Origin of the sequence: Citrobacter sp. Cf072 (assembly GCF_030334485.1) — a bacterium.
In the GTDB taxonomy this organism is placed as follows: domain Bacteria; phylum Pseudomonadota; class Gammaproteobacteria; order Enterobacterales; family Enterobacteriaceae; genus Citrobacter; species Citrobacter freundii.
This window is the reverse complement of the sequence record NZ_JAOWDX010000038.1, coordinates 115,660-140,548: the sequence shown is the minus strand read 5'-3', so window position 1 is coordinate 140,548 and position 24,889 is coordinate 115,660. Positions and strand designations below refer to the sequence as shown.

Below are 24,889 nucleotides of genomic sequence, written 5' to 3'. Positions count from 1 at the left end.
AAAGAAAACCCGCCGGAGCGGGTTACTTGGTTGGAATGGCTATTCGCCGTAAGTGCAGGCGAACTGGAGTCGGAAGACTATTCGCCCTTCTTCTGTGAGCACCGGCGCGGGAATTGCGCCCATGTTCTGGATGTAACCGACGCACTCGTCAGCCATTGGGTTCGCCTGGACGTAATCGACAATTCGCTGCACGGCATTAAGCGCGTCTTTGCGCTTGTCCTTCGCGCCGACAACGTCGACCAGGACGTGGTACTCAGATCCGAGATCGGTTCGGATATTCGACCCGCCGTTTGGTCTGAACACCATGATCGCCTTCGATAGGTCTTTCGGGTCGTCGTACATCAACTGCTGTACCGTGAACCCAGTCGTCAGCCCGGCATCGCCAAACATGTTGCGCACCCGTTCGTGCATCATGGGTGTCATAACGAAAGCTCCTTGCGCATCACCGCATCAACGTTATCGCGCTCGTCATTCGCGCCTTTGGTTAGGAATTGCGGCTCACCATGAGGGTCCCAGTAGTTGCCAGTTCCGGTACCGCCTCCGAACTCTTTCGGTTTCTGCGGGCCTACTGACGAACGGTTGCTGGTCACGCCGAAATGCGCGCGCGGCTGACCTTTGAGCTTGCCTGATGCTTCATGAACGTACGCCGCATAGTTGGCTGAGTAACCGATGCGCCCGGTAATGAGCACGCCGCCAGCGTCGATTTCCCGGAACTGGCTGTTAATCAGCGTTGAGGTGTCGATCGGGGTGTAGTAGGCCGCTCGGGCACCGATAAGAATCATCGCCGACTGCAATGCGCGGATTACCTTGCGCCCCTTTACGTCATTGATGACATCGTTCAGGTGCTTTTTCGCCTGGCTAATGCCTTTCACTTTGATGCCCATGGCTACACTCCCGTCAGGATGGCGTAATCATCCGCCAGTCGCTCGAACGTGTCGGCGTAACGGATAACCTGCCGCACCTCGTCGGCACCGGCCACAACCGGGTCAGCTTCGGTCGACGCACCAATAAGTAGATAATCACCGGACGCCGCCAGCGCGAACTCGGTCCAGACGGTATTCTTCACGACGATCTCGGCGCCCAGGCTAGCTAATTTCTTGCTGAGACCTCCCTCGTAGTCACAGAGGATTTGCTCAGGTGTGGCATAGCCCAGCGGATCGCCGTATTCGTCATTGCCTTCCAGCTTGCGCCAGATGGTCGCCGTGGCGGTGTATGACCAGTTTGCAACGCTAGACATTGCTACCCCCTCAAAGCTCTGGTAGCGGCACCGTCATGCCTGCCATGCTATGTGTGCAGTCATTCAGATATTGAATCTGCCCATCTGTCACAAATGAATGGCAGGTAAACGGTTTGTCTTTCGTGGCGTCGTCAAACTCCTCTGGGTCATCGCTGGGCAAGAAGCCAGTAACCAAAACGCTTGGAGTCAGCGTCGGCTTATCAACGCTGCCATTCCATCCCCATCGCGGACCATTGCCAATGCCAATCTGCACCACATGGCGACTTCCACACCCAGGGCACATGAACGATAAACGGCTATCGCTCGCTTTCTTTACTCGCTCTGTCATTCTTTCCACCTCAGCACCTTCGCGCCAGTCGCCCGGATGCGAGGGCAGTTAATGAACCACTCGCCATCGGATTTAACGTAGCCGGTAGTCTCCCGCCCGGTGTCGGTCATCACCCAGACGTGGGTGAAAGAGCGCGGCAGTCCGTGCTTAACTGATTTGTACGTCATCACTTGCCCCCGCACATGCAGCCGCCCTTCCCGATCCAGATGCCAGCGAATGCCGGGGCGGCTGTAGGGTCGGCAGGAATTAGCGAGGTGGCGCAGCCGTACTTATCCAGCCCGCGCAACAGGTTAACCGAGGCCTTCCAGCGATCGGTGAACGACTGGTATCGGAACGAGCGAGACGCACCACTCGGAGCTGTCTGGCTTGAGATGTACTTATCCCCCTGCCCGAGCCCCATAAGCGCCAGCAGATAGAGCTGAATCAGCAGCGCGGTCGATGCAGGATAATGCGCATCGAGACACTCATGAATGCTGTTAGCCTGGTCTACGAGAGCCTGAAGAACAAAATCGGGAATGGTAATTCCCTGGCTCTCCAGATACTCCTTCGCCTGTTCGAGAGTTACCATTATCGACTCCGTGAAATACCCCGCCGGAGCGGGGCATAAAAAAACCGCCTTAGCGGCGGCTGTTATTCAGCAGGGAAAAGCTTTTCGAGTTCGCCATCAGGCAACAACTCACTGAGCTTTTCAGCGCCCAGGTTGCCTTTGAACTCGATGCCAAGTTCAGTCAGACGAGCCTGGATAACCTCTTTGCGGGATTTCTCACCGGTACCGGCATCAGGCGTCGACGGGGTAAGTTCTCCGCCTGCCTCACCATTCATGAGACGGACGTTAGACTTAAGCGCCGGGTGCAGTTCTTCCAACTCCACCACCTGCCCTACCTTTACGCCGAACCATGGGCGCACAACTTCGTATTTAGCCATGCTGTTTCCTTACGCCAAGTTAGCGCCGTAGACAACACCAGACAGGCCCTGATCGTCTGCGGTGATTTGCAAACCTTCAGCAGACATAATCTGGAAGTTGTAGTTAACGTTAGGCAGTGGACGCGGCAGTGGCACAACACCGACGGCCATACCCACCAGTGGAGAGATCACGTCACGGCGACGAACGTACGCGATAAACTCGTTACCTGTCAGCGCGAAACTCATGCGGATTTCTTTCACCGGCGCGAACGGCAGAACAGCCTGCAACACAGTGCCGCTTACAACGCCATTCACCACGTACGGCTGCGCCAGGTTCGCCCAGATTTCCGGGGAAACCCACATCACATCGTATGCGGCGACTTTGTTCGTGCGTGCGGTGGTGCCGAATGCGCCTTTACCGAAGAATGCGAAGATGGCGGTCATGTCAGCGGTGGTCAGGTCGATATTCGCACCACCAGCACCAGATCCGAGGTTAATCTTCTTGGTGTGTCGGTGGTTCTTGATGCCTTGCGCCGGGTATGACTGAACCTGAATTTTTGAATCGCCGTTCAGATAGTAGTTGACGCGCTTCTGGTTGAACTTACGCATCTTCGCCATCTGCGAGTCCAGCACCAGATCAATGCCCACAGAGTTCAGCCCAGCAGCATGACGCCAGTTAACACCGTAACCAGCAGTGAACACCGGAATCGGGTCACCGTCGCTCGCGTAGTCAGTGTGATCGAAGGAGAATGGCGCCTGGCCATCGATGCTTACTGACACGTCGTCAGCGATGTCGCCAACCACGTTATACAGCTTGGCGGTTTTACCGACCGGCAGAACGGTCTGAACGCCGATCAGGTCGTTCACGATTTCCATGCCAACTTCCTGATCACGCAGCTGCAGCACCTGGTTGTCGATCTCAGCCCAGAAGTCACGGGAGAAACCGCCAACAGCGTTACAAGCCAGCATGTCAGGCGTCATGATTGCGCGGTTAGCCGCGATGATGGAATCGTTCTGCAGGTTCCACATGTTGCGGTTTGCCCACAGTTCGCTCCAGTGCCCGCCGAGGCGGGAGTTAGTCGCCAGCGTCTCTTTAGAGAAGTACATATGTGTTTGTCCTTTTGTTACGCGCCAGCTGCGGCGACAGTACCAACGCGCATGCGCACGCGAATGAAGTCGGTGGTGCTGGCTGCGATGGTGTATTCATCCTGGCTGTAGCCGATCACTGAATCAGTGTCGGAGGTGGCAAGGGTGAACTGACCGGCAGTTCCCAGCTTGATTGGGCTGTCTTTTTTGTACGCGCCAGGCAGGCAACGCAACGCCAACTCACGACCTTCTTCGACGTAGTTACCTACTGCCGAATCACCGGCAGGGATTGATTCAGTGATGGTCAGACCCTGGTGATAACCGACATCGATGATGTACAGGCGGCCGGTTAGCGCGGTGGCCTGAGCGAATTTATCGGATGAGTTGATAGTTGCGGCGGTGCCTGGAAGCAACGCGGCGGCCGTGGTGCGGGTTTCGGTCTTGTACAGAGACTGACCGTCGATATTAACGCGACGATAACGTGGCATTATTCCGGCTCCTTACTTGAAGTGTTCGTCTGCGGCAGGTGCGCCGGTTTCTTTGTGCTGCTGTGCATTGTTAGCACCCAGCGGCGCAGCTTCGCCCAGCGATTTGAACATCGCGTCCAGAGGCTCTCCTGACAGCGCGTTCGCGACGATATCGCCATGGACCTTAGCGACGGCTTCACGCTTGGCTTTCTCTTCAGCGCGCGAATTGGCGGTCAGCGTTTCGGTAAGCTTGTCCTGATTGGCCTGCAGACCGGTGATCGCATCCTTAATCGGATTCAGGGCATCGGCGAAGTTAGCGGCCAGGCCTTTACCGATTTCGCTGATCAGCTCTTGTTTCTCTTCAGTGGTTAAAGGCATGTCGCCCTCCGTTTTGTGGTTTGGTGCAGGCTGTTCCTGCGGTGTGAATAGAGCTTTGAATTTGTTGGCGACGACGGCCACCCACGACTCCTGGCGCGCCACTGCGGTGCCGGTGTCGTCGAAGGTGATAACGCCACCCTCAGACTTGTAGCCAAACACCTCTGCGGTGCCGCCGTTGCGGATGATTACAGCTTGCGAGTCAGTGAAGTCAGCAATCCAGGCGTATTCATCCGCGCCCGCCGCAAACTTCGCTTTGGCTGCGCGATCGAGACGCTGTTCGCGCTCCCGGTAGGATTCACCCACCAGCGCGCCGGAGTTCGCCTTGAGCGGCTGCGCCAGATCAGCGTTAACCATCAGGCCAACTCCCTGCTCAGGGGTGGCGGCTCCGACTTCGTGCAGCAGGATCGCGTCGTGGTCCATGCCGTGGATATCAGCTACCCACTCAGCACCCGTTGCGCGCTGCTGATCGTTCGGTTCAAGCTGGTCGAGGAATGCGGCAACACTGGTATGAATCGGCGGAACGTCTTCGCCGCGCTCAATGGCAGCGACACGTTCAAGCAGTTCTTTACCACCTTCCGACTCACTGGCACGGGCAACATCAACCCACTTTTCAAGGTAGATGCGATTACCGGACTTCTTAACGTTGCGGTTCCACGCGCCGATATGGCCTGCGTTAATACCCTCCGGGGAGAAAGCAGACACGAACTGACCATTAACCTGAGGGTGACCAAGCGGCGCCAGGGTTCCCTCCAGCCCCTTATAGTGGGCGTCGATTTGTTCTTGCGTGTACAAGCCGCCATTCATGACGACGTTCGCCGGCAGCGTGTAGCTCGGCAGCACCAAGTGCTCACGCCCGTTGTATGTTTCTCGCCGGATAGACTGGCTGTTCACCTTCGTGGTGATATTGACCTGCATTGGCATGGTTAAACCTCAAGCTGCCTTTTTGCAGCAGTGACAAGCTGAATGATTGACCTTCATCTTTTTCCAGTGGCTGTCGAATTCCTTCTTAGCCATTTCGATGACGTTCGGATAAAGCGGATTGCCTTCTGCATCCACCAGCACCTCAACCTGACCGCACTTACAGTTAATTGCATTAGCATCAACTGCATACCAATCCCTTACTGCCTGAACTGTGTATGTGTGCGCGTGTCTCAGAGCGTGCTTTATTCGCGTTGTGGGGCTTAATGCTGAAAGGTGAAGAAGCCTGATGTTTAAACCGAGATCATCCATCGATGATTCGGCCTCATCCCATCGTGCGCGACGCAGAGCGGTAGTCACTTCAGTGCGCGCTATACGGTTAGCCCGGCGTTTCTCGATGCCGGTCTGGTCTGTCAGGTTGCGGGCAATGTCCAGCGGATTGAGCCCACGCCCCACCCCATCAGTCAGCACGCGCGCCATGTCGCGCTTAACATCAGCAGTAAGCCCCTTCATTTCCTCAAACACACGGGCATGCACCAGCGCCATACGTTGCTGGTATGGGTCGCTTGCGAGGATGGACGCCAGTGATTCGCGCCCAGCGGCATACACCGGGGACTGCTGGCTGAGGTTGTAGAACGACTGCCCGGCTCCTTTCTCCGAAGCCAGATCGATGTACTCGTAAAACCACAGGTCGTAATCTCCACCTTCAAGCAGCACCTGATCAACCAGGTAACTGGCATCGTTCAGGATGATGGAGAGTAGCGTCGGGTTTAGCTGGTATTCGTATCTGGCGTTTACTGCGATGGAGGAAGGTATTTTGTTGAGTGCTGATTTGTACGCTTTGCCAATCTTATTCATTCGCCTGGCGAAGTCTTTCATTGCCCGGCGTTCCAGCGCATCGGCTCCGGTCGGATCCTGATAGTTACGCGGCAGAATCGGTGGCTTCGTCTTCTTCGTCGCCATCCTCTTCTCCTAACGGGAATTCATCGACGTTTTCATAACCGGCTGCTGTGCGAATTTCTTCACGGCTGAAGGCCGGATTCTCTCCGCTGCCCTGGAACGTCTGGTTAATCTCAGCCATTGTTTTGGCATTGGCGAGTTTCTCAGTGCCAGTCTGCTCGTTAAGGTCATCCCAGATAACCGTCTTCTCGCTGACAGCATCAATTATTTTCAGGTCGATTAACTTGTCACTGAAGTCTTCTATTTCGAATGACAGGTCACCTCGCCGTGACTGGCAGCGACCGTTGAAATACTTCTGATCTTCAGTGCTTGAACGCTCAGCTTGCTGATTGCCGACAAGAATACGCGCCGGAATATCCACCCCAGCCGAGGCTGTCTGAAGGTTGACATTGTATGTAGGCGACGGGTCTGAAACAGCAGAGACCATCGACGTGACCTGCGCACCCTGGGTGATCAGGAGTACATCATTACCAACGTTCAGCTCTCTGGCAGCTTCGTTATAGCGCTCCTGAAGTTCATCTACCGAGACGCCATACAGAGAAGCCAAATTAGCAAAGTCGATGTCTTTCTCAAAGTTGATGGCCTGCTTGTTTGACGCATTTTTCAGGAACGATTCGCCAGACCCGCCCTCTACCTTTTCGAGACTGACAAAGGCGTTATAAGGTGGTTCAAGGAAGCCAATGGCATCATTCGAGTAGTCACCCAAGATGAAGACGCGATCAGGATGCACAAAGCGCTGATTAGTTCCGCCGTTTGGCAAGCTCTCAACGTATTTCCACTGCTTTGGTTGCCCATAGTCTGCCGATTTCTGGTCAGTTACCCACTCGCTGACAGTTAACGAACCGGCCCATGCGATCGTTACCTTTTTAAGTGACTTACCGCGAACAACCGGCTGATCCCATGTTCTTGAATCGTTGATATGCAGCAGGATGCCAGCATAGCGACCGACAAGGCGGCGGCGGTCAGCTTCAGCAAAGGCCCGCCAGAGGCGCTTAGTGAATACCTTTTTGGTCTTCTTCTCCCAAGCCGTCTCATCCTTGCTCTCGTCGGCATCGTCACCCTCGATGATTTCCGGGTTGGTCTGCCAGCACTTGCCCACCAGCTTCTCAACGGCACCGTGAGCGATACCACCGCGCCGATACAGGGCATAGAGGTTTTCGTAGGTTACCTGCTCAGGGAAGCCATACTCGCACCATGCAGAATGGCGCTTATTGTCCAGCCCCATTGTTGGCGCCATAAGCCCCATACGGGCGCGCGCCATACGCGCATCGTTCAACGCATGGTTGACGGCGAGAGTTAATTTGTCAGTCATGGATTGTCCGTTGGTGGATTTATGGCAATAAAAAAGGCCGCCTGAGCGACCTTTATGAGTGATTTATTTTATACCCGGTTAAAAGATTTGAACAAAATCTTGTCCGGCGCAACGCCATGTGATTTTGCAATCGCATGTCTCATCTCATTCATAGCTTCAATTGAAGTTATAGGTGAGTCTGTCGAATAGAAATCATTCCCTTCTAAATCAGACCCATCTTCAGAACCGGCATAAACAATCCAATACCCAAACCAAATATTCATACTCCCTCCTATTGAAAGACAGTATTTAATCGGCATTTTTTCAGAAATATTTATAGGGACAATTTCAACGTAGTCTTTTTGGGATCATCATCCCAGCCATCTGCCCTTTGCGCTTAATGTGTCCGTCGAGGCTATAGCGAATACCATCCCAGCAGTGCTCATAGCCATCTGCGAGCTTCGGCAACACCTCGCCAGTGATGCGGTCAGTTTTGTACGACCACATGCGGGCCTCTCTCGCCACGTTCTTGCAGCGCGGGTGGATAATGATTTCGTCGAAGCCGCGAAGATGGGCGATCCCGTCCTCAACGCTCCCCTGCCATTTCTCGGCAGCCGAGATGTTGAAGCCCTGCCGCTTGAGATAGCTGATCGTTTCGGGTCGAGCGGAGTCGGCCTTGATGGGCCAGTCACGCGCGCCTGGAATCGTGTCGTATAGCTCTGGCATGTGGTCGAGCTCAGTCTGCTGACCGTATGCCTCGTATTCGATGTACAGCCGGTTGTGGAGGATGAACGAACGCACCAAGGTGTTAGGGTCTTTGGCGAACCCGAAGTCAGCACCGAAGAACAGGCGATCGGCCTCTTTCCATAGCTGGTCCGAGAACTCGGCAATCCGGTATTTCCCGGCCAGCACCTGCTTATCGGAGTTTTCGAGGTAAGCGCCTTCCCACACCCATGCGTATGTCGCCGGGTCGAGGCGTCGCTGATCGTTCTGTCGCTCACCTTCCAGCACGTCGGGGAACCACGGGTTATCCGTGTAGTTCATTTCAACGGTGATGCAGTCGTCACCAGCCTCTTTGCGGAATCGCTTGTCCGTGGCGCTACCGTCTCGCTCCGGGTTCCACGTCACCCAAATCTCTGAGCCTTCTTCACGAACTGTCGGGCTCAGCTTCTGCCACGCTATTTCGCTGACTGATTCAGCCTCATCTACCCAGCAAAGCAGGATGCGCGCTTTCGACTTGATGCTGTTGAGGTTATGCCGCAGACCGCAGAATACGTAGTTAACGCTTTTGTCGATGGTGCGGATGTACTTCTCGCCGATATCAAAGTTGGAAGCCAGCCAGGGGACAGACAGGATCGCCTGTTTCACCTCCTGCATGCTCGACTCTTCCAGAGAGTTCATGAATTCACGCGCGCAGAGCACCACGCCGCTTTCACCGTTCATCATCGACTGATACGCCTTTACTGCAGTCATCAGCGCGAATGTGCGCGTCTTGGCGCTGCCACGTCCACCATGCGAGCACCGGTAGCGCTTATTCACGGCGGTGAACAGTGGCGCAAGCTTCGCGGGGATCGGCAGTTGAACGGCGTTACTCATGCTTTCGGCTCAACGGGTAGTAGCTGGATGATGGTCGGTTGCGGCGTCATGCTGCCATCAGGGCTTGTATGCTCGACTTTCTGGCGATTAGTGTAGGCATCGCCCATTTCTTTGGCGGCCTGCTCGATAAGTTGCGAGGTCATGCCGTAGTTCTTCATCTTTTCAGCATTGGTCGCCATTCGGTCGAGAACCCGTAACCGGTACGCTTTGTTCGCGATCGGTATGTCTGCGATCTCATTCTGGAATCGTTTACGGGTGGCGTTGAAAAGGTCAATCCACTTCTGGCTCAACTTGGCCGCCATTGCGTTTCCGGGCGTATATTGCGACACCTGCTGCCGTGAGACATCGATGCCGTATTCAGCCTTTACAAGCTCAATGACTTTTACCGGGGTCTCGTAGCAGGCGAGTGATTGAACGATGAAGGCTTTAACCTCTGTCGATAATGCTGCCACAGGCTACCTCCATGACAATCTGAATAAAGCGTTACGCCAGCTTCAGCATGCACGTCCCGCATGACCTTGCTATATCGATGTGAGCCACTTCTGCTGGCGCATTGGCCGCATCAACAAGCTCCTGCACTTCTTTGCTGGCACCGTATCGACGTACGACACCAGTGAATTCTTCGACGTCGTGGCCGCGCAGTGTAAGCACTGGCTGCCCGGTCTCTTTGTTGAACTTAGGCGCGCCGAAATCATCGGTGGCCTGGGCTATGTGGTAAAGCTCATGCTCTACCAGTGCGCAGAACTCGAGGTCACTGCATTGTGAGCAGTAATCAGCTGCCAGCGTGATGATGAACTTCGGAATACGCCCAAACCATTCATACATCTGCTGCTCCATTCTTGCTTTTTGCCAACCACCGGAACGGAGCATTACCTGTTCGGCCTGACCGAGAACATATCGCCCTTTTTTCGCGAATGATTCTGAAGCCCACATAAAGCACAAATCAGCTTCCATTAAATGGGCGTGGTCAGGGTTATGGATGCTTCCGTCATCACTGAGGATTTGCCGGCTTATCCACTCATGCACTTCGTTAGCGGGGATTAGCATGGTGTATGGCTGCCAGTTGTCGGAGGCGATGAAGTTTACTGGCGGATATGGCCTCGTTTTTTTTGCTTCCTCCGTCACAATTAACAACCTCACCTTATTGATTTAAAGGGATACACCCCCAAATAAACATCTAATTCAATTTCTGGGGATGATTATGTATCACTACTTTTTGTTAACCTATTCAGTTGAGAATGTCGGCAATTCAAGTTATGAGTCCACCGCTAAAGCTGTTAGAGATAGCATTGGGACGTTGACGCTCGAGGCTGTTAAGTCCACTAATGAAACTATTGCTTTCGCCATAGATGGGTGGGAAAAACTTAAAAACGTCGAAACTGCAATATCCGGGCAGATATGGATTTACGGTGAAGATGAGGAGTCTGACAGCGCCAAGGAGGCATTTTCAAAGAAACTAGTGCGTACGTTATTTCGAAATATTCTCGAAGACAAAAATGCCACGCGAGACACAACAATCATACATTGTGCAATGATCATCGGCGGAGCTGGGCAAACCTTCACCTTCAAAGTTTTACCTCGAGCGTAACTTATTGGCCCCATCTCTAGTGGGGCCTCAACTCAACAAACGCAGCATTACATTATCGAAGCCCCTCAGTGAAGAGCTTCTGTAATGCGGTCAGGCCTGCGCCTTACTGGCAAGCTCAGCTAAATCTTTGAAGTCCTGGCACATATCCAGTCGATGACCATGATCGTCGACAAAGTTATACCCTTTGAATAGCTCTACGATTTCCTCGGGACTTTTCCCATTCAAACGAGGAAACTGCTTTGATTCGTCAACCTGTTTCATCTTCAAATCTCCAATCAGTAGGTTATGACCAGGCCACTTCAACGCTGGAAATTGCATTCCATAGTAGTGGCATTTATCAATACTCTCGGGTTCCTTCTGCCGTGCACACAGCGTTAATGAATGCACCGTCAAAAGGTCAGTATTTTGATGCCCACATTAAAAAAGCTGGCTACCCTTATCGCAAAGTTGGCTAACAGCTAGCGGGGATTCGTCCCCGCTTTTTGCCACTTCCCGTTGTTCGACTGTCTCACCGAATCGTAAATGCGCTCACACGTCATTCCAGCCCGGTAGCTTTCGTCAGATCGCTCAGCATAATATCGAGCTTCTTCTGCAAAGCGTCCGAGCATGTCGGCGAGCACTGCGGCGTCGGTTCCGGCTGTTTTGCTTCTGACGGCAGCGGCAAGATCTGCGGTGTGCTTTGCGGCGTCCAGGCGGGCGGCAAGCTTTGTTGCTTCGGTGCGCAGCTGGCTAACAGTGGCAGACATACCAGCAGCAGTGGCAGCAGATTTTGCGGCTTGTGCTTGTGCATCTTTTACAGCCTCATCACGGGCAATAATTCGCCCTTGTTCAATCATGCGGGCGGCGGTCTGCGCGTTCGCGGTTTGCGACGATTCCACGCTGTCACGCTCTGCCCACTTCTTTTCCCAACCGCGGCTGCTCCATACACTACCGGCGATGAATGCAACGGCCACCAGCAACGAAATAGCAATGAACTGATAGCGCAGGTTCACTGGTCTATCCCCCAGCACGTCAGCGCGCTTTCCTGATCTCGTCGCTCTACCTGCCCATAGCAGCCATTTTTCTGGCCTTTGGTCAGACGACAATCGCGGCCACCGTCTTTAATCCACCAGCGAATAGCTTCACAGGCTCCTTTACGGTCGCCAGCATTGATGCGCTTATAGAACGTAGACGGGAAGCATTTTCCGGGGCCGATGTTATACGGACAAAAAGATGCGATCCCAGCTTTCTGTGGTTCGGTCAGTGGCACCTCGATGTTTCGCTCAACCCATGCCAGCGCCTTGTCGCGTTCTATGGCGTTCACCTTGGAACATTTCTCAGCAGACAGCTTCATGCCCTGAACCACTGGCTTGCCATCAACCATCGTGGCGCCACGACAAATGGTCCATATACCAGAGCCGTCCTTGTACGCTGTTGTGCTGTTACCCTCTTTCTCATCCAGAAACTGATCGAGAATCACGGGTGCGGAAGCCCCTGCAAGAATTAACCCAACGACCGCTGCACTCAGTTTATTCTTCAGCTTTTGTGGCATAGCCATTGCGACGATCCTCCCGTTCTTTCCAGCGGAAATACCAGTTCACTGCACAGGTAATAACGGTGCATGCAATACCGACTATAATTGCCCAGTCACTCAGGCTTAACCCTGCAATTCTGTCGGCCAACATCCAGGACACCTCTTTTGCTGTTTTAGCTGTTTCGGCATATGCCTTCGCTGATACACCGCAGCCGGTCAGCGTGGTTCCTGTTCCATATGAAAGTCTGCTGTAAATGGTGCTCATTCTGGTCATAGCCTCACCTCCGATAGTTCGGATGGCGCTGTGTGTGATTAAAGGGTCAGGCTTCACGTGCTGGATTTATCAACAAAGCACGTAGCGGATGATTCCCGTGAGCCTAAAATGAAAAAGGCCGCCATGCGGCAGCCTCGAAGTAAGTTAGGTTGTTTACATTGGTGGAGTGAGAGGACCTTCTAACACCTCTGCCTCACCGTTATGGCAAATGTCATCGCCTCTGGTCAGATGCCAGACACCTGTGATTGTTTTACCCGTTTCCAGATCATCAACAGTGTCATTCGTGTAATACGCTACCTGTACAATGCCTACATGCTGAATCCAGTAATACCCTTCTTTCATACATTCCTCCGCAATACTAAGCAAACAGTATAGAACGGAGCAGATGATGCAGCGTTGCAAGAAACCACAACAAACTCAATGTTTGCTGTCCAAGGTGCACATCCTGGCCTTAGAGCCTCACATCCGATTCTTCGGATGGCGCTGTGTGTATGAAAAGGGTCGCCATATGGCGACCTCTAAACTTTAAATAGGATTTTCTCAATGAACGGCTTCGTGATAAATAATCTGCCCGCCCATACCTGAAATCAGCTTATCTACTCGAATATAATCCGTATAGAAAAAAGATGGAGCATAATCCCAGTGACAGAGTGCGATTTCACGCTTCAGATATGTGTCATAGTAGATAACATGAGCCTTACATGACCTGGTTTTTCCTCCAGATTCCGTGGGGTATCTCATTTTGAATCGGTAATTGTCACTCACATGCTTATTAGCTGATGAGATCATTATTAACTCTGGAACGTTCCAAAAGGTAAAAGTCAGGTACATCATAACGGTGAGACAAACGCCAAAAAGCCTCTTAACCAGACCTGTTGAGAACTTATTACTTAGGTACACACGCCAAGCAATGAAAACTCCTATCACGAAGGAAGTCCCCACAATAACTGACTTATAAAGCACCCCATCAAAAAGGTATGTGTCGTGAGTTGTTTTGTCTGCCCATGCACACCAGATAACCCAAATGACTACGAAGCAGAATGAAATCAGCTCTACCTTTGTTGGCAACCTCATTATCATTAATCCATTTCTCAACTTCTTTGAAGCGAAATATATCAAATTGACAACTACCTTTGATACCTCGAAGTGAACTTAGACTTGACGCGTCTGGCAGGGATTTAGCCAGCGAGAATTCAATTATGGCTTGAGTGCTTTACCGCTTGTCTACATTCAAATAAAAAAGCCCAAGGCGTCAACCTCAGGCTTGAAAACTCATTTACTGCCAGTGCATACAACAATGGCACAATATCAGATTTACACGAAATATATCCATTTTAGTTCGGTTTTGCAAGACTTACGTCTAAATTTGTCGCCTTTTGTTGTGAACGTGATCGCGTTACGGAGATAAGCGCAACGCTATCGAGTCGCTTAAAGCTGTTGCGCATCGCCAGCCAGTGAGGCAGATACGTTTCTGTCCAGGTGGATTTCGCCACGCCTGCTAGTTCTGCCAGCGTCTGGTATTCGTACGTCTCACGCCCTGCCAGCTCTGCCTTGACGTCCTGCGCCGCTAACCAGACAAGCTTCTTCAGGCGTTCCATCGTCTTGCCAGCCACCTTCTTCGCGCCGAGTTGGCCCAGGAATTCTGCCCACGCCCACTGAGTTATCGCCACCTGATACTCGAAGCGAATATTCTCGCTGTAGTTCCAAAGCAGCCACGCTTTCTGGTGGTCTTCCAGCGATAGTACAGCGCGGCGCCATGATGCGGTGCCGAACTCGACCTGGTTGACCAATGCGATGGATGAGCCTTTGGCGCGTGACTGACTACCGCTCATCGGCGGACCGTCCGGGTTAACCATCTTCTGCCTGATCTCGCTAAATACCTTTTTCCTTCCCCGGCTGCGCGCCGTCGCGGTGAATTGCGCGTTCTCGGCGAAAGCTACCAACTGCCCTTTCGTCGCCCCGCTCAAATCTGCGGTCGCCACAATGAGCTGCTGACGGACATATTCCAGTTGCTGACTGTTCATGCGGCTTCCTTATGTGGCTGGTTGGTTTTGGTCTGGCTGTGCTTTGCTACTGGTGGCAGGCTGGCGCGCTTAACGCTTTCGGCCTGGTATCTGACAATCTGGTCACGGGTCATTGCTGAATCCTCAGTGCGGCTTCGAGGTCAACTTGCGGGATTGCCAGAAGCGTCCTTCGCTGCTCGGCGGTGATGTTACGCATCCCCATGAAAACAATGCCTCCGGGAGTCTTTACAGCGGCAACATGCTTTGAGCGATACCAGTTGAGTAGTGCGAGGGTGTTATGAGTGCTCATGCTGCCTCCTGCTGTTTCAGTGCTCGAAGATCTGCCCTGGCCTTGGCGCGGATGCCGTCCAGCTCTTCACGGGTGTATCGGTGGGTTTCGTTGTTGGATTCCAGCGCCAGAACGCGCTCTTCGCCGATCAGTTCGACCAGGGCGGCGCGGTATGCCTCGATGTTCCCGGATTTGTGGACGTTGCAGGCGGAGCATTGGAGCCAGATATTGTCCGGGTTAAAGCGAAGCTGTGGTGCGGCGGCCGTGGTGCGGTAATGCCCGGCATGCCAGGCAAACGCGGTCTTGGTTCCGCATGAGATGCAGCCATAACCGGCAGCAAGCAGCATTTCGCGACGCCAGTCGTTGAAGGCGCGCTGAGTCATCTGCACCCAGTGACGGAGCGGCTTCAGCTCATTACGCCGCGCAGCGCGCCGTTGGCGACCTGCCTTCTCTTCGGTGCGCTGACGCTGCGCTTCCTTCTGCTTAGCGGCTTCGCGGGCTTTTGCAGTCTGCTCTTTGCCGATCGCGCTGGCGCACTCGAATGAGCAAACTACCTGCCCGTCGCGGACCGGGTGGAACCACTGGCGACAAGCTTTATGGGCGCACTTGCGGCGGGCTGGCTTCATAATCCAACCTCCAACCAGTGTTTTGCTAATCGATACGCAAGAGACGCTCTTTTCGGATTATCAAATGTGCCCAGGTGTTTCGATCTGCCATCAATCTTTATTCCTGCACACCAGCGACTCATATCTTTGTGGTAAAAAACCCCGACAAAGCCAGAGGTGTTATTTGTACAATTCCCTTTGTTCGATCTGGCTGATACGTCACGAAGATTTTCAATGCGGTTGTCATTTCTTGCATGATTTATGTGGTCAACCTCCTTGCTTGGCCACACACCATGGATGTAGAACCACGCCAGCCTATGTTCCGGATACCATTTGTTATTAATGCGTATCTTTCTGTATCCACCACCATTAATTCCGCCAGCGCGCTGCCCAGCCTTCACTGACGCTCTATTGACCTTCCAGGTAAAAACTCCAGTTTCAGGGTCATAGTGGAGGATGTTTTTAAGCTCATGCAGCTTAATCATTTGAACGCCCTCCGTGCCGCGAGACGCAGCCATTTCTGATCCACCAGGCTGGCGGTGTAGCCTTTCAGTGTCGGGATTTCGGACGGCTTAACCGCGTGCTTACGCTGGCGGCGCGCCGGAACGCGGAAGATTTCGTTGGTGATGACGCGGGAAAGTGGAGTTGACATCAGGCCTCCTGCTTATCGCGCAGCTGCTGGTAGCAATGACTATTGGGCAGTCCGTGATTGGCATGGTAACCATGCTCAGCCTTTGCCTTGTCGCGAGCTTGCTTTGCTTCTTCCATGCTCTCGTAAACACCCACGAACTTTCTTTTTCCGTCGGCGTTGATCTGGACATGCCACTTGCTTAGTTTTTTATTCCAATGGATACCAATCTCACCTGACGTATTGGTGCTGGGCAGCGATTTGTTACGGGTATTATCCGACTGACTTATCAGCCTAAGGTTTTCAATCCGATTGTCTGCGCGGACGTGATTTATGTGGTCAACTTCCATCCCTTCCGGAATTGGGCCTTTTATCATTTCCCATACAATTCTATGAGCCAGGTATTGACAGCCAGAGTATTCAAACCTTCTGTAGCCATCGCTAAGACATCCTGCAACGTCACCAATTTTTACCCTGTTAGCTGGCTTTATGGCCCACACAAGATTTCCATCAACAATGGAAAATATATCGCTCCAGTTATGCATCTTGGGCCTCCCTCAATTTCTGGTATTGGGAGTCGGAAGGAATGGTCAGGTGGCAGCCGATATTCATCGCCCAGGCTTCGACCTTGCACAGGAAGATGTACATTTCGCCCGTTTCCAGCTCTGAAGTATGACGTAGGGATTGGACGGTGGTGACCTCGCCAGACACGACGTCTACACGGTCCTTGCTTTCGTAGCCGAGATAGGTGTGCTTCATCGCGTCTTTGACCCACTCAGGCGTAGCGAAGGTCTTGCCGCGCGCGATCAGGTACTCGCTAATTTCCGTGTACCACATGTGGCTGAGCGCGTTCTGCGACAGGCTGCGCTTCTCGCGCCATGGCTTAACCTGAAGGCGGAAGCATTGCCCTGCATCCAACAATGGCTGAATCTGCTGGCCGATGGCCGCGAAGTTGCCGCGATGTAGTTTGATGCCGTCTACTGGCAGAGTCATACGGCCTCCTTAACGGAAACCGTAGAATGCAGAAAGTCGCAGGTGCATTTCTGCATCTGTGACAAAGTGGAGAGTTCAGATTGTGGTCGCATTTAAGTCCCCTTAAATGCGCAGAAGTCACCAGAGTTGTTCAGGCTCTGGTGAGATGATTATGGCTGGTTGATTATTGGAAATCAAACTTTGCTTGCTGTTGCGCGGATTAAAAATTGTGTCGGTCTTTGTGCGTGAATGCGTATTCGTATGTGAAGTTGAAAGCCTCGTTTTCGGTGTCGAATCGCTTGTCTGTTATATCTATCCAACGACCGCCTTTACGAAGCTTCTGAGCGACCCATTTGCCTTCGTAAGGGAAAACCACGTAAGAAACGGAGTAATTATTGCCGATATTAGGGGTTGGGTATGATTCACCTTCTGCCAGCATATAAAAATTTATACCGGCAATAATTAAGCACCCCATTACTTCTTCTCGTTCTGAGTTGCCATATCCAGATAGCGCGGATCGGATGCTTTAGGAAGGGTCAGGCTCTGCTCGCGGTAGAAGCGCACTCGTTCCATGAAGTATTCACGCAGATGCTCTGGCTGCTCTCGAGCTACCTGCTCAGCGATAACCGGCATGTTAAGGCGCTCTTTGTACGCGACACCACTGGCGGCAAGGTCAACGTTAACCTTGTCCTGCTCTTCTTTTGGTTTTGCTGCGATGTTCCAGTCAGACATAAGAATCCCCTAGATGGCCTGAGGGGATTATACATCACTACGCGGATTTTCGTTCTGCTGCGGATTTAGCCATTTATCATCTTCCCGCAACGTTTGCAGTAGACGCCATGAAAAGTCTCTGGCCTGGTTTTATCTATCAACCTAATGATGACCGTGCCGCTACCTTCCATTGCTCCAAGATTTGCAGCCGGAGCGCCTCTGGTAATTGCGGGTCGATATGAATGACCAAATAAAAAACCTAAAACTCCTAGACATTTATCCATCGATATTCACCTTAGGAATGCTAAGTATCGGCCATATAGCGGAACAGAGAATAGTGTTAATAACACGATACATGACCTTCTCACTGCGACGAAGTTGCCAGTGAAAAGGCATACAACCTAAGATGCCTCCGGAGTAGAAAAATAAGAGATAATCCATCACTTCACCTCCTGCTGCGGTGCTGCTGGCAGTGGCATCCAGTGAGTTACCTTTCCGGGAACGACATCATGACAGTCAAATGACTTCCAGCACTCTCCATCCCACCAACCTTGTCCAATATCGAAACCATTAGATGTGATTACAGTTTTCATGCCTTCAGGCATCCGATCGCTTACCGGAATCCATTTATCACTCATGTACTTATCGGCCATCAATTCAATGAGTGATGCCATATTATCAACCAACTGATCATGCTGTTGTAGTGACGCAGAAAACATTAAATCCTTTGCCTTTTTAGATAACTCAATATGTCCTAATTTTGATGCATGTATTCCCAACTCTCTGCATTTTAGAGGAAATCCATCATGGAAAGATAACTGCTCAAACATTCCTACGCTTACCAACTTTGCAGATAACTTTGTTATATCATTCATCGTATTTTCCTGCTTAGGTGCCGTTGCAACCATGAACTCATACACTCTTGCAGCATCATCACCACCTATCGAATAGTAACCGTCACCTTCTGTTGCCATCCCGGTATATACATCAACGCCTATATGACCTGTTTCACACATAGCTTCAGTGGGTACTTTAGGAACCATAACCCAACCATCCGGAATCACCGGATAGTTGCCAGACTGAATCATGGCGGCGCGGCAGGCCAACCAACATTGCCACATCTGATTTAGCACCTGTCCAGCATATCCAGTGCCGCTGCGCATTAGCCTTGAGTCATAGCTCTCAGTAACCCAGCTCTCGAATGCGAGCCTTGAGGCGTCGAAATCATCTTCAATTACCGGCGCTGGCGGGGCGGTGTAGAGCGCGATATCACGCCCATGCGCGTTATTAGGGAAACCGCGAAGATATAGACCTGTAGCCTGCATATTGGTGATTTCGCATTTTTCCGTCCACGCCACAGGCTCAGCATCAAACGCTGCAATAGCCGAATCAATCACCTTCACAGCATCAACCATTGCGTAGCCGAGATTACCGCCGTCGCTTTGTGCTGCTGCTTTGCTGAGTATTTCTCTTATCTGGTGCAGGCGATCGAGTGATACAGGACCGTGCGCCGGGTGGTTGTTAGTGGTCATGCTGCGGTTCCTTCTGTCTTATTAACGATTACACCGTCATAAACTTCTTTCAGATGCCCACGTAAATCCATGCGGCGTAGAGCGCTAAACATGTAGTCGCATTCTGCTTGTTTGTTGGCCTGAAATGGTTTGCTATCCCGGTTAACCCAAAGTCCGTTACCAGGCCATCCGTGCACCTTCTTAACACGACCTTTAATAACGTGAAGTAAGCCCCAGCCTGACGGCAGGTCTTCAACATTCACAATTCCAGGCTCGCTAATCATGAAGCGCCAATCTCCCATGCCCTTCTCAGGTTCAATCCGGAAAGGCTTCTTACGGTCAGCTAACAGGTCAGAGCGAGAGCATTTAGCCTCAATCAAGCAGCTGGCACCGTTGCGAAAGCCGATAGCATCAGCCTGTTCTCCGTAGGGTGTCCATGCACGGAACCGGTCATGAAACGCTACTTTGAAGCCGTTATTCTGAAGAAAGCGCCAAGCGATTTGGCAGAGTTCGTCGTGCGTTAATGGTATTAAGTCCATCTCACTCCCCCTTCACGCCAATGCCAGCGGCGCGGATGGCTTCGATAACATCATTCGGGCGATAGATTTTCACGCCACCGTAACTGTTTAATGCTTCTGGCAGCGTCACCGACCTCGCCTCCAGTTCTGCTATGCGCTTCTCTGCGGATTCCAGCGCCATAACCAATTCGTCTACAGTTCCAGCAGCTTGCAGTGCGTAATCGGTAATAACCAGCTCATGATCAATTTCAGTGCCGTTCTCATTCGTTGAGGTGATAGCAAAATAATCAGAGTCGATTTCGTTATTGGCTAAATGGCGTAGCGTATCGGCAACAAGTTGACCGTTTTCGATTAGCAGTGCCTGTTTGTTGAGTGCTGTCATTTGGCTGCCTCCTTCAAATTAATATCGCCAAATTCATGCATGAGCGTTGCCCTTACTCGCTCCACGATTTCATCATAATTGGCTGTGTTGGTAGCTTTATCCGTAAGGCCTTCAGCGCTCATCAGCTCAAGGCACCGCTCGAACGCTGGTTTATTCATGGTGTCAGGAAGCCAGAAATAGAACGCTCCTCCAGTCATCTTCTCGCGCCCAAGCAGCCCCTCTTCAGCAAGGCGCTTAATTCGATTCATGGATTGACTATCGCTTAGCGGTAGCCCTAGTGAGCTCTTGCGGGCTGTCGTGCAAATTTGCGTACTGCTGCGCAACCAGAACCAGTCGTTTTTGCATAGACTCACTACTTTTCCATCACCGAAATAGTTGTGAGTGACGCGAACAGGAAGTTGCTTCAGAACTGCGTGCCAGATAGCGAGGAGAATAAATTCATTCGAAAGTTTGCTCATAGCGCGGCTCCTTTGCGGAGCGTTGATACAAAAGCCGCAGCACCTGCAGCACCACTACGCAACTCAGGTGGCAACGTTTCGGTCATTTCGTTAAATCGTGATTCGAGTTCGTCGATTAACTCGTTTCGTGCCTGCGCCCGCACTTCAGCTAGGAAAGCGTCGGTCGCCGGGGTTTCGGTGTTAGCCAGCACCAGTGGAACACCGCGCCACTTATCCGCCTCAGCCTGGTCTATGGTTACCTCGCTGGTCATTCTGATATACCAGGCTTTAGGATCCTGATTCTTCAGCCCCGAATTCTCCGCCGCCAGCGCAGCGCACTTAGCCTCCAGATTCTGCATTGTGATATCAGCAGAGCGGAATTCGCGTTGTGACTCTTCGGCACGCACATACTGCACTTCAAGTTGAGTAGCCAGATCGCTAATCAGTTGCGCCAAACTGCGCACGTCGACAGCACCGCATGATGCTTTCAGTTCAGACGCGCGCTCATGTCCTAACTTCACTAACTCAATGATGTTTTCTTGTGCTATTTGTTTCATGCTGATGCTCTCCCGTAAAACGCCAGAATTCTCTTCATCGCCGCGCTTTTTCGACATTCGTTGAATATTCCATTGGTGCAAATCCGCGCTGTTCCTGCCTGTTCTTCCGGAGTAGCCAGGCGATAGGTAACTGTTCGCCATACTTTGCTGATGCGCACTAGCTTGTTGACCTTCTCCAGCTCGAGTGCGTTCTTCGTGATGCAGTTGATGGTCATGCCACACTCGGCAGCCACATCCTTTGCGGTGAAGGTCCGGTGCGTTTCGAGATAACGCAGAATTGCCTGTTTGCCTTTCATCTCACACCATCCCGTTCGATTTATTTCGGTTGTACTTGGCCTGCAGCAGTTGGATAGGAGTCGGTCCAAGATCGGCAGCAGGTGCTGCGATTGCACGTCGCACAGGCGGAATTGGTTTGCCCTCTATGACGCGCTTCTCCCACATGTCCAGCAGGTCACCGGCTTCTCGCGACAGTTCACCATGCGTTAACTGGCGCTCAGTGCTGCGGTGGCGCAGTTCTACGCAGATGTGGTACATGACAGGCTGAGACCAGGGGAATTGCTCGCTGGATGTGAATTCGAACGAACGGTTACGCCAGTCCCAGTATTCGGCGATCACCTGGTCAACGTTGACGCCCAGCACCCCGCCGCTCTGTTTGCACCAGGCGACGAACTGGCCCGGCGACGGCAGGAATGGACGCTCCTGGCGGCGGGCAATGCGCATACCGGCATCGACCTGTGCCATTGAGTGGATACCGTTCTCCTGAAACGCCAGCAGCCATTGACGGCGGAATTCGTTCAAGTCGTCCTGGGTGCGGAAGTTCGCCATGCTGGCCGGGAACGCGGCTCGCAGTTGGTTAAGCAGCCCGTTGAATACCTGAGCCACCTGCTCTACCGGCGCGCGCTCCTGGTACTGCTCTGGCAGGTTATGGGCCATGCGGCGCATCTGCTCGCGGTCGTGGTTACACATCTGCTCTGCAAGAGATTTCATCGGATCACCCCATAGGCCCAGTCAGTGTTGTTGAAGTCGAGTTCTGGCTTGTTACCTGTTGCTCCGGTTTCACCAGTGATTTGTTTCGTGCGCTTGATATCGAGCTGTGTCCACTTCTCACGCAGTGTCGAAGGGCAAAGCACGTTTCCCTTCCAGAATTTGTCCTCGCAGGCCCACTTGAACAGCGTGGCGATCTCCTTGTGAGTTCTTTGGTCACGTTCTCGCATCAGGCGAATATCATTGGCCCATGCTGCATAGTTCGGCTTTCTGGCAGACGAAGAGATGCTTTGCACGACATCGAAGAGCCACTCTGCACAGCGAAGGTCTTCTGAGTTACCCCACTTAGTTCCGCTCTGAATTGCCGCTTCAGGTTTCAAGACAGCAGGTTTCTTTCCTGGCTTGTCAGAGGATTCGTCAGAATTCTCGGACGAAGAGTTATTTATATTCTTGTTATTACCTTCTTGTTCATGATGTGCGGGGAATTGTGCGGCCTTATGTGCGGCATACCCATCTGAATCCGCGCCATTACTGGCTTCGTCATGTGCGCCTGTATGTGCGGCTTTATGTGCGGGCAAATCGTCCATTTTTTGAGCATATTCGACGTAATTCGTGATGGTGATCACTCTGCCTTTTCGCTTCTCTCCTTCGATGGAAATCATCCCTTCGCGGACGAAAACAGACAGCATTCTCTCCACTGCATCGCGGCTTGTCGGATTGCCCTGACGATCACACAACTGAAGGCCAAGATCTGCAGCAGTGACGACCAGTTGACCGGGTTGCAGAGGCCATTGTTTGCCCTTGAAGAATGCCGTGTAAGGCTGTCTGGCTGCGTCTATGAGCAGGTTTTCCCACAGCGCGCGCAGGAATACATCCTTCGCCCAGGACTTCTTCTTGATGCTCCGGTACAACGGGACGTAACCAGACTTCTGGTTCTCCATCCTGTTGCTCCTTGCGGCTGAGTGCGCCGCGAAATTAGCGTAAGCGACGTTCGACACAGTTAAACCTCCTGCGCCTGGCGTTTTGGATTAGCGTTTGTCATAATGACCTCGCAATTGACTCGCGTTTGTTGCACAAGAAAGCTGTTGGTGTTCGAGCACCGCAGCTTTCGCCATTTCTGAAGTCTTCACATAACCCCCAACATCGAAGTGACCATCGTCATCAGCGGCCCTACCTGCTCCGGCATGAGGCGGAACAGCGAAGCTATACCCTCGCTTACCTCTTTCAGCTTCTGATGCTCTGGAGCGTCCAGCAGGACCGCCTGCTTTGCCTCTGAACATTCCTTCATGGCTGATGCAATAAGCGACATGGTGTCGTTCTGTGGCACTAGGCGCGTACGAAACTCAACAGGAAGGACGGCCATGATTGCCGGCGTCAGCTGACGGACATTCTCGCGGTACTGATCGGAGTCGAAACGGTTATCCAGGAAGCGAAACAGCTTCTGTCGCGCCCGGCTGATGTCGCCCGGGAAGCTGATGGCGGAACCGCCCTGCTCCCGGTATTCGTTGATGATCAGCGCAGAGACCACGTCCTGATTGTCCAGCGCCGAAGACCATGCACGGACCGCATCGCGGATCTTTTCGTGGTCTGGAGCCGCCTTAGCTTGAGCGCGGTTTATCATCGCTACCGGGTGTATTCCTGTATTGTGTTGATACGCAAGTGAATGCATTGCTTTCCCTTTCGTGGTTAGGGCCGCCGGTTAGGCGGCTGTGTTATTCGCCCCAAGCAGCTGGGCGAGATCCGGACGGATATCTGCTGGTTTGAGCTTGCCGTTGGTTGCAGTGACAATCTTCATTACGTAGCGGGCATCAATGCCGCCACCGTGCAACCAGCGCCATACCGTCGGCTGCGCCACGCCGCACAGGTCGGCTAATTTCTTCTGGCTACCAGCGATATCAATGGCGCGCTGGATGGTTTTGTTCGTCATATTCCAATTCCTATGAGTATTGGTGTGACTTGATAATAGCAATGCGTATTGCTTTAGGCAATAGCTAAACGTGTTTTGACCAACAATACGCAAGCGTATAAATTTAAACTCATGAAAAAAGAAACTCTTGCAGAACGCCTGAATCAGGCAATGGAACTCTCTGGCATGTCTCAAGGCGCATTAGCGAAGGCGTCTGGAGTTGCTCAGCCAACGATTTGGAGATTAACGAGCGGCAACGCCAGAGGCTCAACTAAAATTGTTGAGATCGCTAACGCTCTTGGTGTTCGCACGGAGTGGCTTTCTACCGGAATCGGCCCTATGCGTGAAGAAGGCCAGTCTCCTAAAAGTTTGCCAGTGAAATCTGAACCGTTACCGACTGACACTTTTCGTATTGAGGCGCTTGATTTCTGCGTCAGCGCTGGTCCAGGTGCGGTAAATAGTGAGTTTGTGGAGGTACTACGCTCCGTGGAATACTCTGTTGAAGATGCCCGCAGGATGTTCAATGGCAGGAAAGCTGAGCAAATACGAATCATCAACGTACGCGGAGATAGCATGTCAGGAACTATCGAGCCGGGAGATCTGCTCTTTGTTGATATAAGTATCCAGCATTTTGATGGCGACGGTATTTATGCGTTTATTTATGATGATACTTCGCATGTAAAGCGCCTTCAGAAGATGAAGGATAAGCTTTTAGTTATCTCAGATAACCAGACATATCGCCCATGGGAACCGATTGAAAAAGAAGAGATGAATAAAATCTTCGTCTTTGGCAAAGTCATCGGCAGCATGCCTCAGACATACAGAAAACACGGTTAATTTGCTCACA

42 protein-coding genes and 2 pseudogenes are annotated in these 24,889 nt (G+C 52.2%); 3 read left to right on the top strand and 41 right to left on the bottom strand.

From position 1 onward, the window contains the following. Positions 1-39 precede the first annotated feature (39 nt). The 16 genes from OGX66_RS06615 to OGX66_RS06540 form a co-directional block, all read right to left on the bottom strand. Positions 40-423 carry a phage tail termination protein gene (locus OGX66_RS06615; RefSeq protein WP_286511101.1) on the bottom strand — a complete coding sequence of 128 codons (384 nt, stop codon included), beginning with the start codon at positions 421-423 and terminating at the stop codon, positions 40-42. After that, positions 420-884, bottom strand: coding sequence for an HK97 gp10 family phage protein (locus OGX66_RS06610; RefSeq protein WP_286511097.1), 465 nt, complete (start codon positions 882-884; stop codon positions 420-422). The genes OGX66_RS06615 and OGX66_RS06610 overlap by 4 nt, the downstream gene beginning before the upstream one ends. A gap of 2 nt (positions 885-886) precedes the next feature. Then, positions 887-1,237, bottom strand: a complete 351-nt coding sequence (locus OGX66_RS06605) for a hypothetical protein (protein ID WP_286511095.1) — start codon at positions 1,235-1,237, stop codon at positions 887-889. 10 nt (positions 1,238-1,247) lie between these two features. Then, a complete protein-coding gene (locus tag OGX66_RS06600) occupies positions 1,248-1,565 on the bottom strand; it encodes a ubiquitination-like system serine protease family protein (RefSeq protein ID WP_241510689.1) in 318 nt (105 codons plus the stop codon). Continuing rightward, positions 1,562-1,732 carry a hypothetical protein gene (locus OGX66_RS06595; protein ID WP_286511090.1) on the bottom strand — a complete coding sequence of 57 codons (171 nt, stop codon included), beginning with the start codon at positions 1,730-1,732 and terminating at the stop codon, positions 1,562-1,564. Before OGX66_RS06595 ends, OGX66_RS06600 begins: the two co-directional genes overlap by 4 nt. Further along, positions 1,732-2,133 (bottom strand): DUF7370 family protein, encoded by a 402-nt coding sequence (locus tag OGX66_RS06590; RefSeq protein ID WP_286511087.1) that lies wholly within the window; start codon positions 2,131-2,133, stop codon positions 1,732-1,734. Before OGX66_RS06590 ends, OGX66_RS06595 begins: the two co-directional genes overlap by 1 nt. 62 nt (positions 2,134-2,195) lie before the next feature. After that, positions 2,196-2,489, bottom strand: a complete 294-nt coding sequence (locus OGX66_RS06585; protein ID WP_286511085.1) for a hypothetical protein — start codon at positions 2,487-2,489, stop codon at positions 2,196-2,198. A 9-nt stretch (positions 2,490-2,498) separates the two neighbouring features. Continuing rightward, the gene (locus OGX66_RS06580) at positions 2,499-3,575 is read right to left on the bottom strand and encodes a major capsid protein (protein ID WP_049110404.1); all 1,077 of its coding nucleotides are present in this window, start codon (positions 3,573-3,575) and stop codon (positions 2,499-2,501) included. Between the two features lie 17 nt (positions 3,576-3,592). Then, positions 3,593-4,042 carry a gp53 minor capsid family protein gene (locus OGX66_RS06575; protein WP_023330664.1) on the bottom strand — a complete coding sequence of 150 codons (450 nt, stop codon included), beginning with the start codon at positions 4,040-4,042 and terminating at the stop codon, positions 3,593-3,595. 12 nt (positions 4,043-4,054) lie between these two features. Then, the gene (locus tag OGX66_RS06570) at positions 4,055-5,320 is read right to left on the bottom strand and encodes a hypothetical protein (RefSeq protein ID WP_095140271.1); all 1,266 of its coding nucleotides are present in this window, start codon (positions 5,318-5,320) and stop codon (positions 4,055-4,057) included. Positions 5,321-5,329: 9 nt separating this feature from the next. Continuing rightward, complete coding sequence (locus OGX66_RS06565) at positions 5,330-6,280, bottom strand: phage minor head protein (protein WP_286511081.1); 951 nt, start codon at positions 6,278-6,280, stop codon at positions 5,330-5,332. After that, the gene (locus tag OGX66_RS06560) at positions 6,240-7,589 is read right to left on the bottom strand and encodes an anti-CBASS protein Acb1 family protein (protein ID WP_095140273.1); all 1,350 of its coding nucleotides are present in this window, start codon (positions 7,587-7,589) and stop codon (positions 6,240-6,242) included. The genes OGX66_RS06565 and OGX66_RS06560 overlap by 41 nt, the downstream gene beginning before the upstream one ends. Before the next feature lie 68 nt (positions 7,590-7,657). Beyond that, a complete protein-coding gene (locus OGX66_RS06555; protein WP_032638862.1) occupies positions 7,658-7,852 on the bottom strand; it encodes a hypothetical protein in 195 nt (64 codons plus the stop codon). A gap of 64 nt (positions 7,853-7,916) precedes the next feature. Continuing rightward, a complete protein-coding gene (locus tag OGX66_RS06550; RefSeq protein WP_270932842.1) occupies positions 7,917-9,164 on the bottom strand; it encodes a PBSX family phage terminase large subunit in 1,248 nt (415 codons plus the stop codon). Then, positions 9,161-9,616, bottom strand: coding sequence for a DUF2280 domain-containing protein (locus tag OGX66_RS06545; protein ID WP_023300389.1), 456 nt, complete (start codon positions 9,614-9,616; stop codon positions 9,161-9,163). Before OGX66_RS06545 ends, OGX66_RS06550 begins: the two co-directional genes overlap by 4 nt. Before the next feature lie 31 nt (positions 9,617-9,647). Then, entirely contained in the window at positions 9,648-10,289 is a 642-nt protein-coding gene (locus OGX66_RS06540) for a putative metallopeptidase (RefSeq protein ID WP_270932844.1), read from the bottom strand. Between the two features lie 76 nt (positions 10,290-10,365). Here OGX66_RS06540 and OGX66_RS06535 point away from each other — a divergent pair, with 76 nt between their 5' ends. Next, entirely contained in the window at positions 10,366-10,752 is a 387-nt protein-coding gene (locus OGX66_RS06535) for a hypothetical protein (protein WP_100272350.1), read from the top strand. A 90-nt stretch (positions 10,753-10,842) separates the two neighbouring features. Here OGX66_RS06535 and OGX66_RS06530 read toward each other — a convergent pair whose 3' ends face one another. Further along, positions 10,843-11,013 (bottom strand): hypothetical protein, encoded by a 171-nt coding sequence (locus OGX66_RS06530; protein WP_191238446.1) that lies wholly within the window; start codon positions 11,011-11,013, stop codon positions 10,843-10,845. Between OGX66_RS06530 and OGX66_RS06525 the strand changes: the two genes are divergently transcribed. Then, on the top strand, positions 10,992-11,207 hold the full coding sequence (locus OGX66_RS06525; protein ID WP_071891841.1) for a KTSC domain-containing protein: 216 nt from the start codon (positions 10,992-10,994) through the stop codon (positions 11,205-11,207). The two genes, OGX66_RS06530 and OGX66_RS06525, sit on opposite strands and share 22 nt — an antisense overlap. A 3-nt stretch (positions 11,208-11,210) precedes the next feature. Here the strand turns inward: OGX66_RS06525 and OGX66_RS06520 are convergent, their stop codons facing one another. From OGX66_RS06520 to OGX66_RS06410, 24 genes and pseudogenes are all read right to left on the bottom strand, one after another. Next, a complete protein-coding gene (locus tag OGX66_RS06520) occupies positions 11,211-11,744 on the bottom strand; it encodes a DUF2514 domain-containing protein (protein ID WP_172960226.1) in 534 nt (177 codons plus the stop codon). Next, positions 11,741-12,289 (bottom strand): lysozyme, encoded by a 549-nt coding sequence (locus tag OGX66_RS06515; RefSeq protein WP_123924735.1) that lies wholly within the window; start codon positions 12,287-12,289, stop codon positions 11,741-11,743. Before OGX66_RS06515 ends, OGX66_RS06520 begins: the two co-directional genes overlap by 4 nt. Next, positions 12,261-12,539, bottom strand: coding sequence for a phage holin (locus OGX66_RS06510; RefSeq protein ID WP_001568784.1), 279 nt, complete (start codon positions 12,537-12,539; stop codon positions 12,261-12,263). The genes OGX66_RS06515 and OGX66_RS06510 overlap by 29 nt, the downstream gene beginning before the upstream one ends. Positions 12,540-12,692: 153 nt before the next feature. After that, positions 12,693-12,881, bottom strand: coding sequence for a hypothetical protein (locus tag OGX66_RS06505; RefSeq protein WP_123924736.1), 189 nt, complete (start codon positions 12,879-12,881; stop codon positions 12,693-12,695). 992 nt (positions 12,882-13,873) lie between these two features. After that, positions 13,874-14,563 (bottom strand): bacteriophage antitermination protein Q, encoded by a 690-nt coding sequence (locus OGX66_RS06500; protein WP_270932845.1) that lies wholly within the window; start codon positions 14,561-14,563, stop codon positions 13,874-13,876. Beyond that, positions 14,560-14,676 (bottom strand): PPVAKH motif-containing phage-derived small protein, encoded by a 117-nt coding sequence (locus tag OGX66_RS06495; RefSeq protein ID WP_270932846.1) that lies wholly within the window; start codon positions 14,674-14,676, stop codon positions 14,560-14,562. The genes OGX66_RS06500 and OGX66_RS06495 overlap by 4 nt, the downstream gene beginning before the upstream one ends. After that, entirely contained in the window at positions 14,673-14,852 is a 180-nt protein-coding gene (locus OGX66_RS06490) for a hypothetical protein (RefSeq protein ID WP_214603133.1), read from the bottom strand. The genes OGX66_RS06495 and OGX66_RS06490 overlap by 4 nt, the downstream gene beginning before the upstream one ends. Next, positions 14,849-15,460: a recombination protein NinG gene (locus tag OGX66_RS06485; protein WP_214603187.1), complete on the bottom strand. Its 612-nt coding sequence runs from the start codon at positions 15,458-15,460 to the stop codon at positions 14,849-14,851. Before OGX66_RS06485 ends, OGX66_RS06490 begins: the two co-directional genes overlap by 4 nt. Beyond that, positions 15,454-15,954, bottom strand: a complete 501-nt coding sequence (locus tag OGX66_RS06480) for an HNH endonuclease signature motif containing protein (protein WP_286511070.1) — start codon at positions 15,952-15,954, stop codon at positions 15,454-15,456. Before OGX66_RS06480 ends, OGX66_RS06485 begins: the two co-directional genes overlap by 7 nt. Further along, the gene (locus OGX66_RS06475) at positions 15,918-16,088 is read right to left on the bottom strand and encodes a NinE family protein (protein ID WP_286511069.1); all 171 of its coding nucleotides are present in this window, start codon (positions 16,086-16,088) and stop codon (positions 15,918-15,920) included. Before OGX66_RS06475 ends, OGX66_RS06480 begins: the two co-directional genes overlap by 37 nt. Next, positions 16,088-16,609, bottom strand: coding sequence for an HNH endonuclease (locus OGX66_RS06470; RefSeq protein WP_286511067.1), 522 nt, complete (start codon positions 16,607-16,609; stop codon positions 16,088-16,090). Before OGX66_RS06470 ends, OGX66_RS06475 begins: the two co-directional genes overlap by 1 nt. After that, positions 16,602-17,057, bottom strand: coding sequence for a YbcN family protein (locus OGX66_RS06465; RefSeq protein WP_047359646.1), 456 nt, complete (start codon positions 17,055-17,057; stop codon positions 16,602-16,604). The genes OGX66_RS06470 and OGX66_RS06465 overlap by 8 nt, the downstream gene beginning before the upstream one ends. Positions 17,058-17,510: 453 nt before the next feature. After that, positions 17,511-17,768: a DNA polymerase III subunit theta gene (locus tag OGX66_RS06460; RefSeq protein WP_200023746.1), complete on the bottom strand. Its 258-nt coding sequence runs from the start codon at positions 17,766-17,768 to the stop codon at positions 17,511-17,513. A 419-nt stretch (positions 17,769-18,187) separates the two neighbouring features. After that, complete coding sequence (locus OGX66_RS24605) at positions 18,188-18,721, bottom strand: DUF551 domain-containing protein (protein ID WP_502873835.1); 534 nt, start codon at positions 18,719-18,721, stop codon at positions 18,188-18,190. A 165-nt stretch (positions 18,722-18,886) separates the two neighbouring features. Then, positions 18,887-19,279 (bottom strand): annotated as a pseudogene (locus OGX66_RS24600) (hypothetical protein); the annotation flags it as partial. Continuing rightward, positions 19,276-19,788 (bottom strand): hypothetical protein, encoded by a 513-nt coding sequence (locus OGX66_RS06450; RefSeq protein WP_071697840.1) that lies wholly within the window; start codon positions 19,786-19,788, stop codon positions 19,276-19,278. The pseudogene OGX66_RS24600 and the gene OGX66_RS06450, both read right to left, overlap by 4 nt. A gap of 103 nt (positions 19,789-19,891) precedes the next feature. Then, positions 19,892-20,152: pseudogene (locus OGX66_RS06445) on the bottom strand (ead/Ea22-like family protein); the annotation flags it as partial. A 2-nt stretch (positions 20,153-20,154) separates the two neighbouring features. Further along, positions 20,155-20,616, bottom strand: a complete 462-nt coding sequence (locus tag OGX66_RS06440; protein WP_286511061.1) for a hypothetical protein — start codon at positions 20,614-20,616, stop codon at positions 20,155-20,157. Further along, positions 20,613-21,152: a hypothetical protein gene (locus OGX66_RS06435; protein WP_160180341.1), complete on the bottom strand. Its 540-nt coding sequence runs from the start codon at positions 21,150-21,152 to the stop codon at positions 20,613-20,615. Before OGX66_RS06435 ends, OGX66_RS06440 begins: the two co-directional genes overlap by 4 nt. Next, positions 21,149-21,448 carry a protein ren gene (locus OGX66_RS06430; protein ID WP_103856794.1) on the bottom strand — a complete coding sequence of 100 codons (300 nt, stop codon included), beginning with the start codon at positions 21,446-21,448 and terminating at the stop codon, positions 21,149-21,151. The genes OGX66_RS06435 and OGX66_RS06430 overlap by 4 nt, the downstream gene beginning before the upstream one ends. A gap of 1 nt (position 21,449) precedes the next feature. Next, positions 21,450-22,139 carry a replication protein P gene (locus OGX66_RS06425; protein WP_181562394.1) on the bottom strand — a complete coding sequence of 230 codons (690 nt, stop codon included), beginning with the start codon at positions 22,137-22,139 and terminating at the stop codon, positions 21,450-21,452. Further along, on the bottom strand, positions 22,136-23,077 hold the full coding sequence (locus OGX66_RS06420; protein ID WP_286511055.1) for a phage replication protein O: 942 nt from the start codon (positions 23,075-23,077) through the stop codon (positions 22,136-22,138). The genes OGX66_RS06425 and OGX66_RS06420 overlap by 4 nt, the downstream gene beginning before the upstream one ends. 185 nt (positions 23,078-23,262) lie before the next feature. Then, positions 23,263-23,805: a toxin YdaT domain-containing protein gene (locus OGX66_RS06415; protein ID WP_198887315.1), complete on the bottom strand. Its 543-nt coding sequence runs from the start codon at positions 23,803-23,805 to the stop codon at positions 23,263-23,265. A 30-nt stretch (positions 23,806-23,835) separates the two neighbouring features. Continuing rightward, entirely contained in the window at positions 23,836-24,063 is a 228-nt protein-coding gene (locus OGX66_RS06410; protein WP_045348771.1) for a helix-turn-helix domain-containing protein, read from the bottom strand. A gap of 111 nt (positions 24,064-24,174) precedes the next feature. Here OGX66_RS06410 and OGX66_RS06405 point away from each other — a divergent pair, with 111 nt between their 5' ends. Then, entirely contained in the window at positions 24,175-24,879 is a 705-nt protein-coding gene (locus tag OGX66_RS06405; RefSeq protein ID WP_182316912.1) for an XRE family transcriptional regulator, read from the top strand. Positions 24,880-24,889 lie beyond the last annotated feature (10 nt).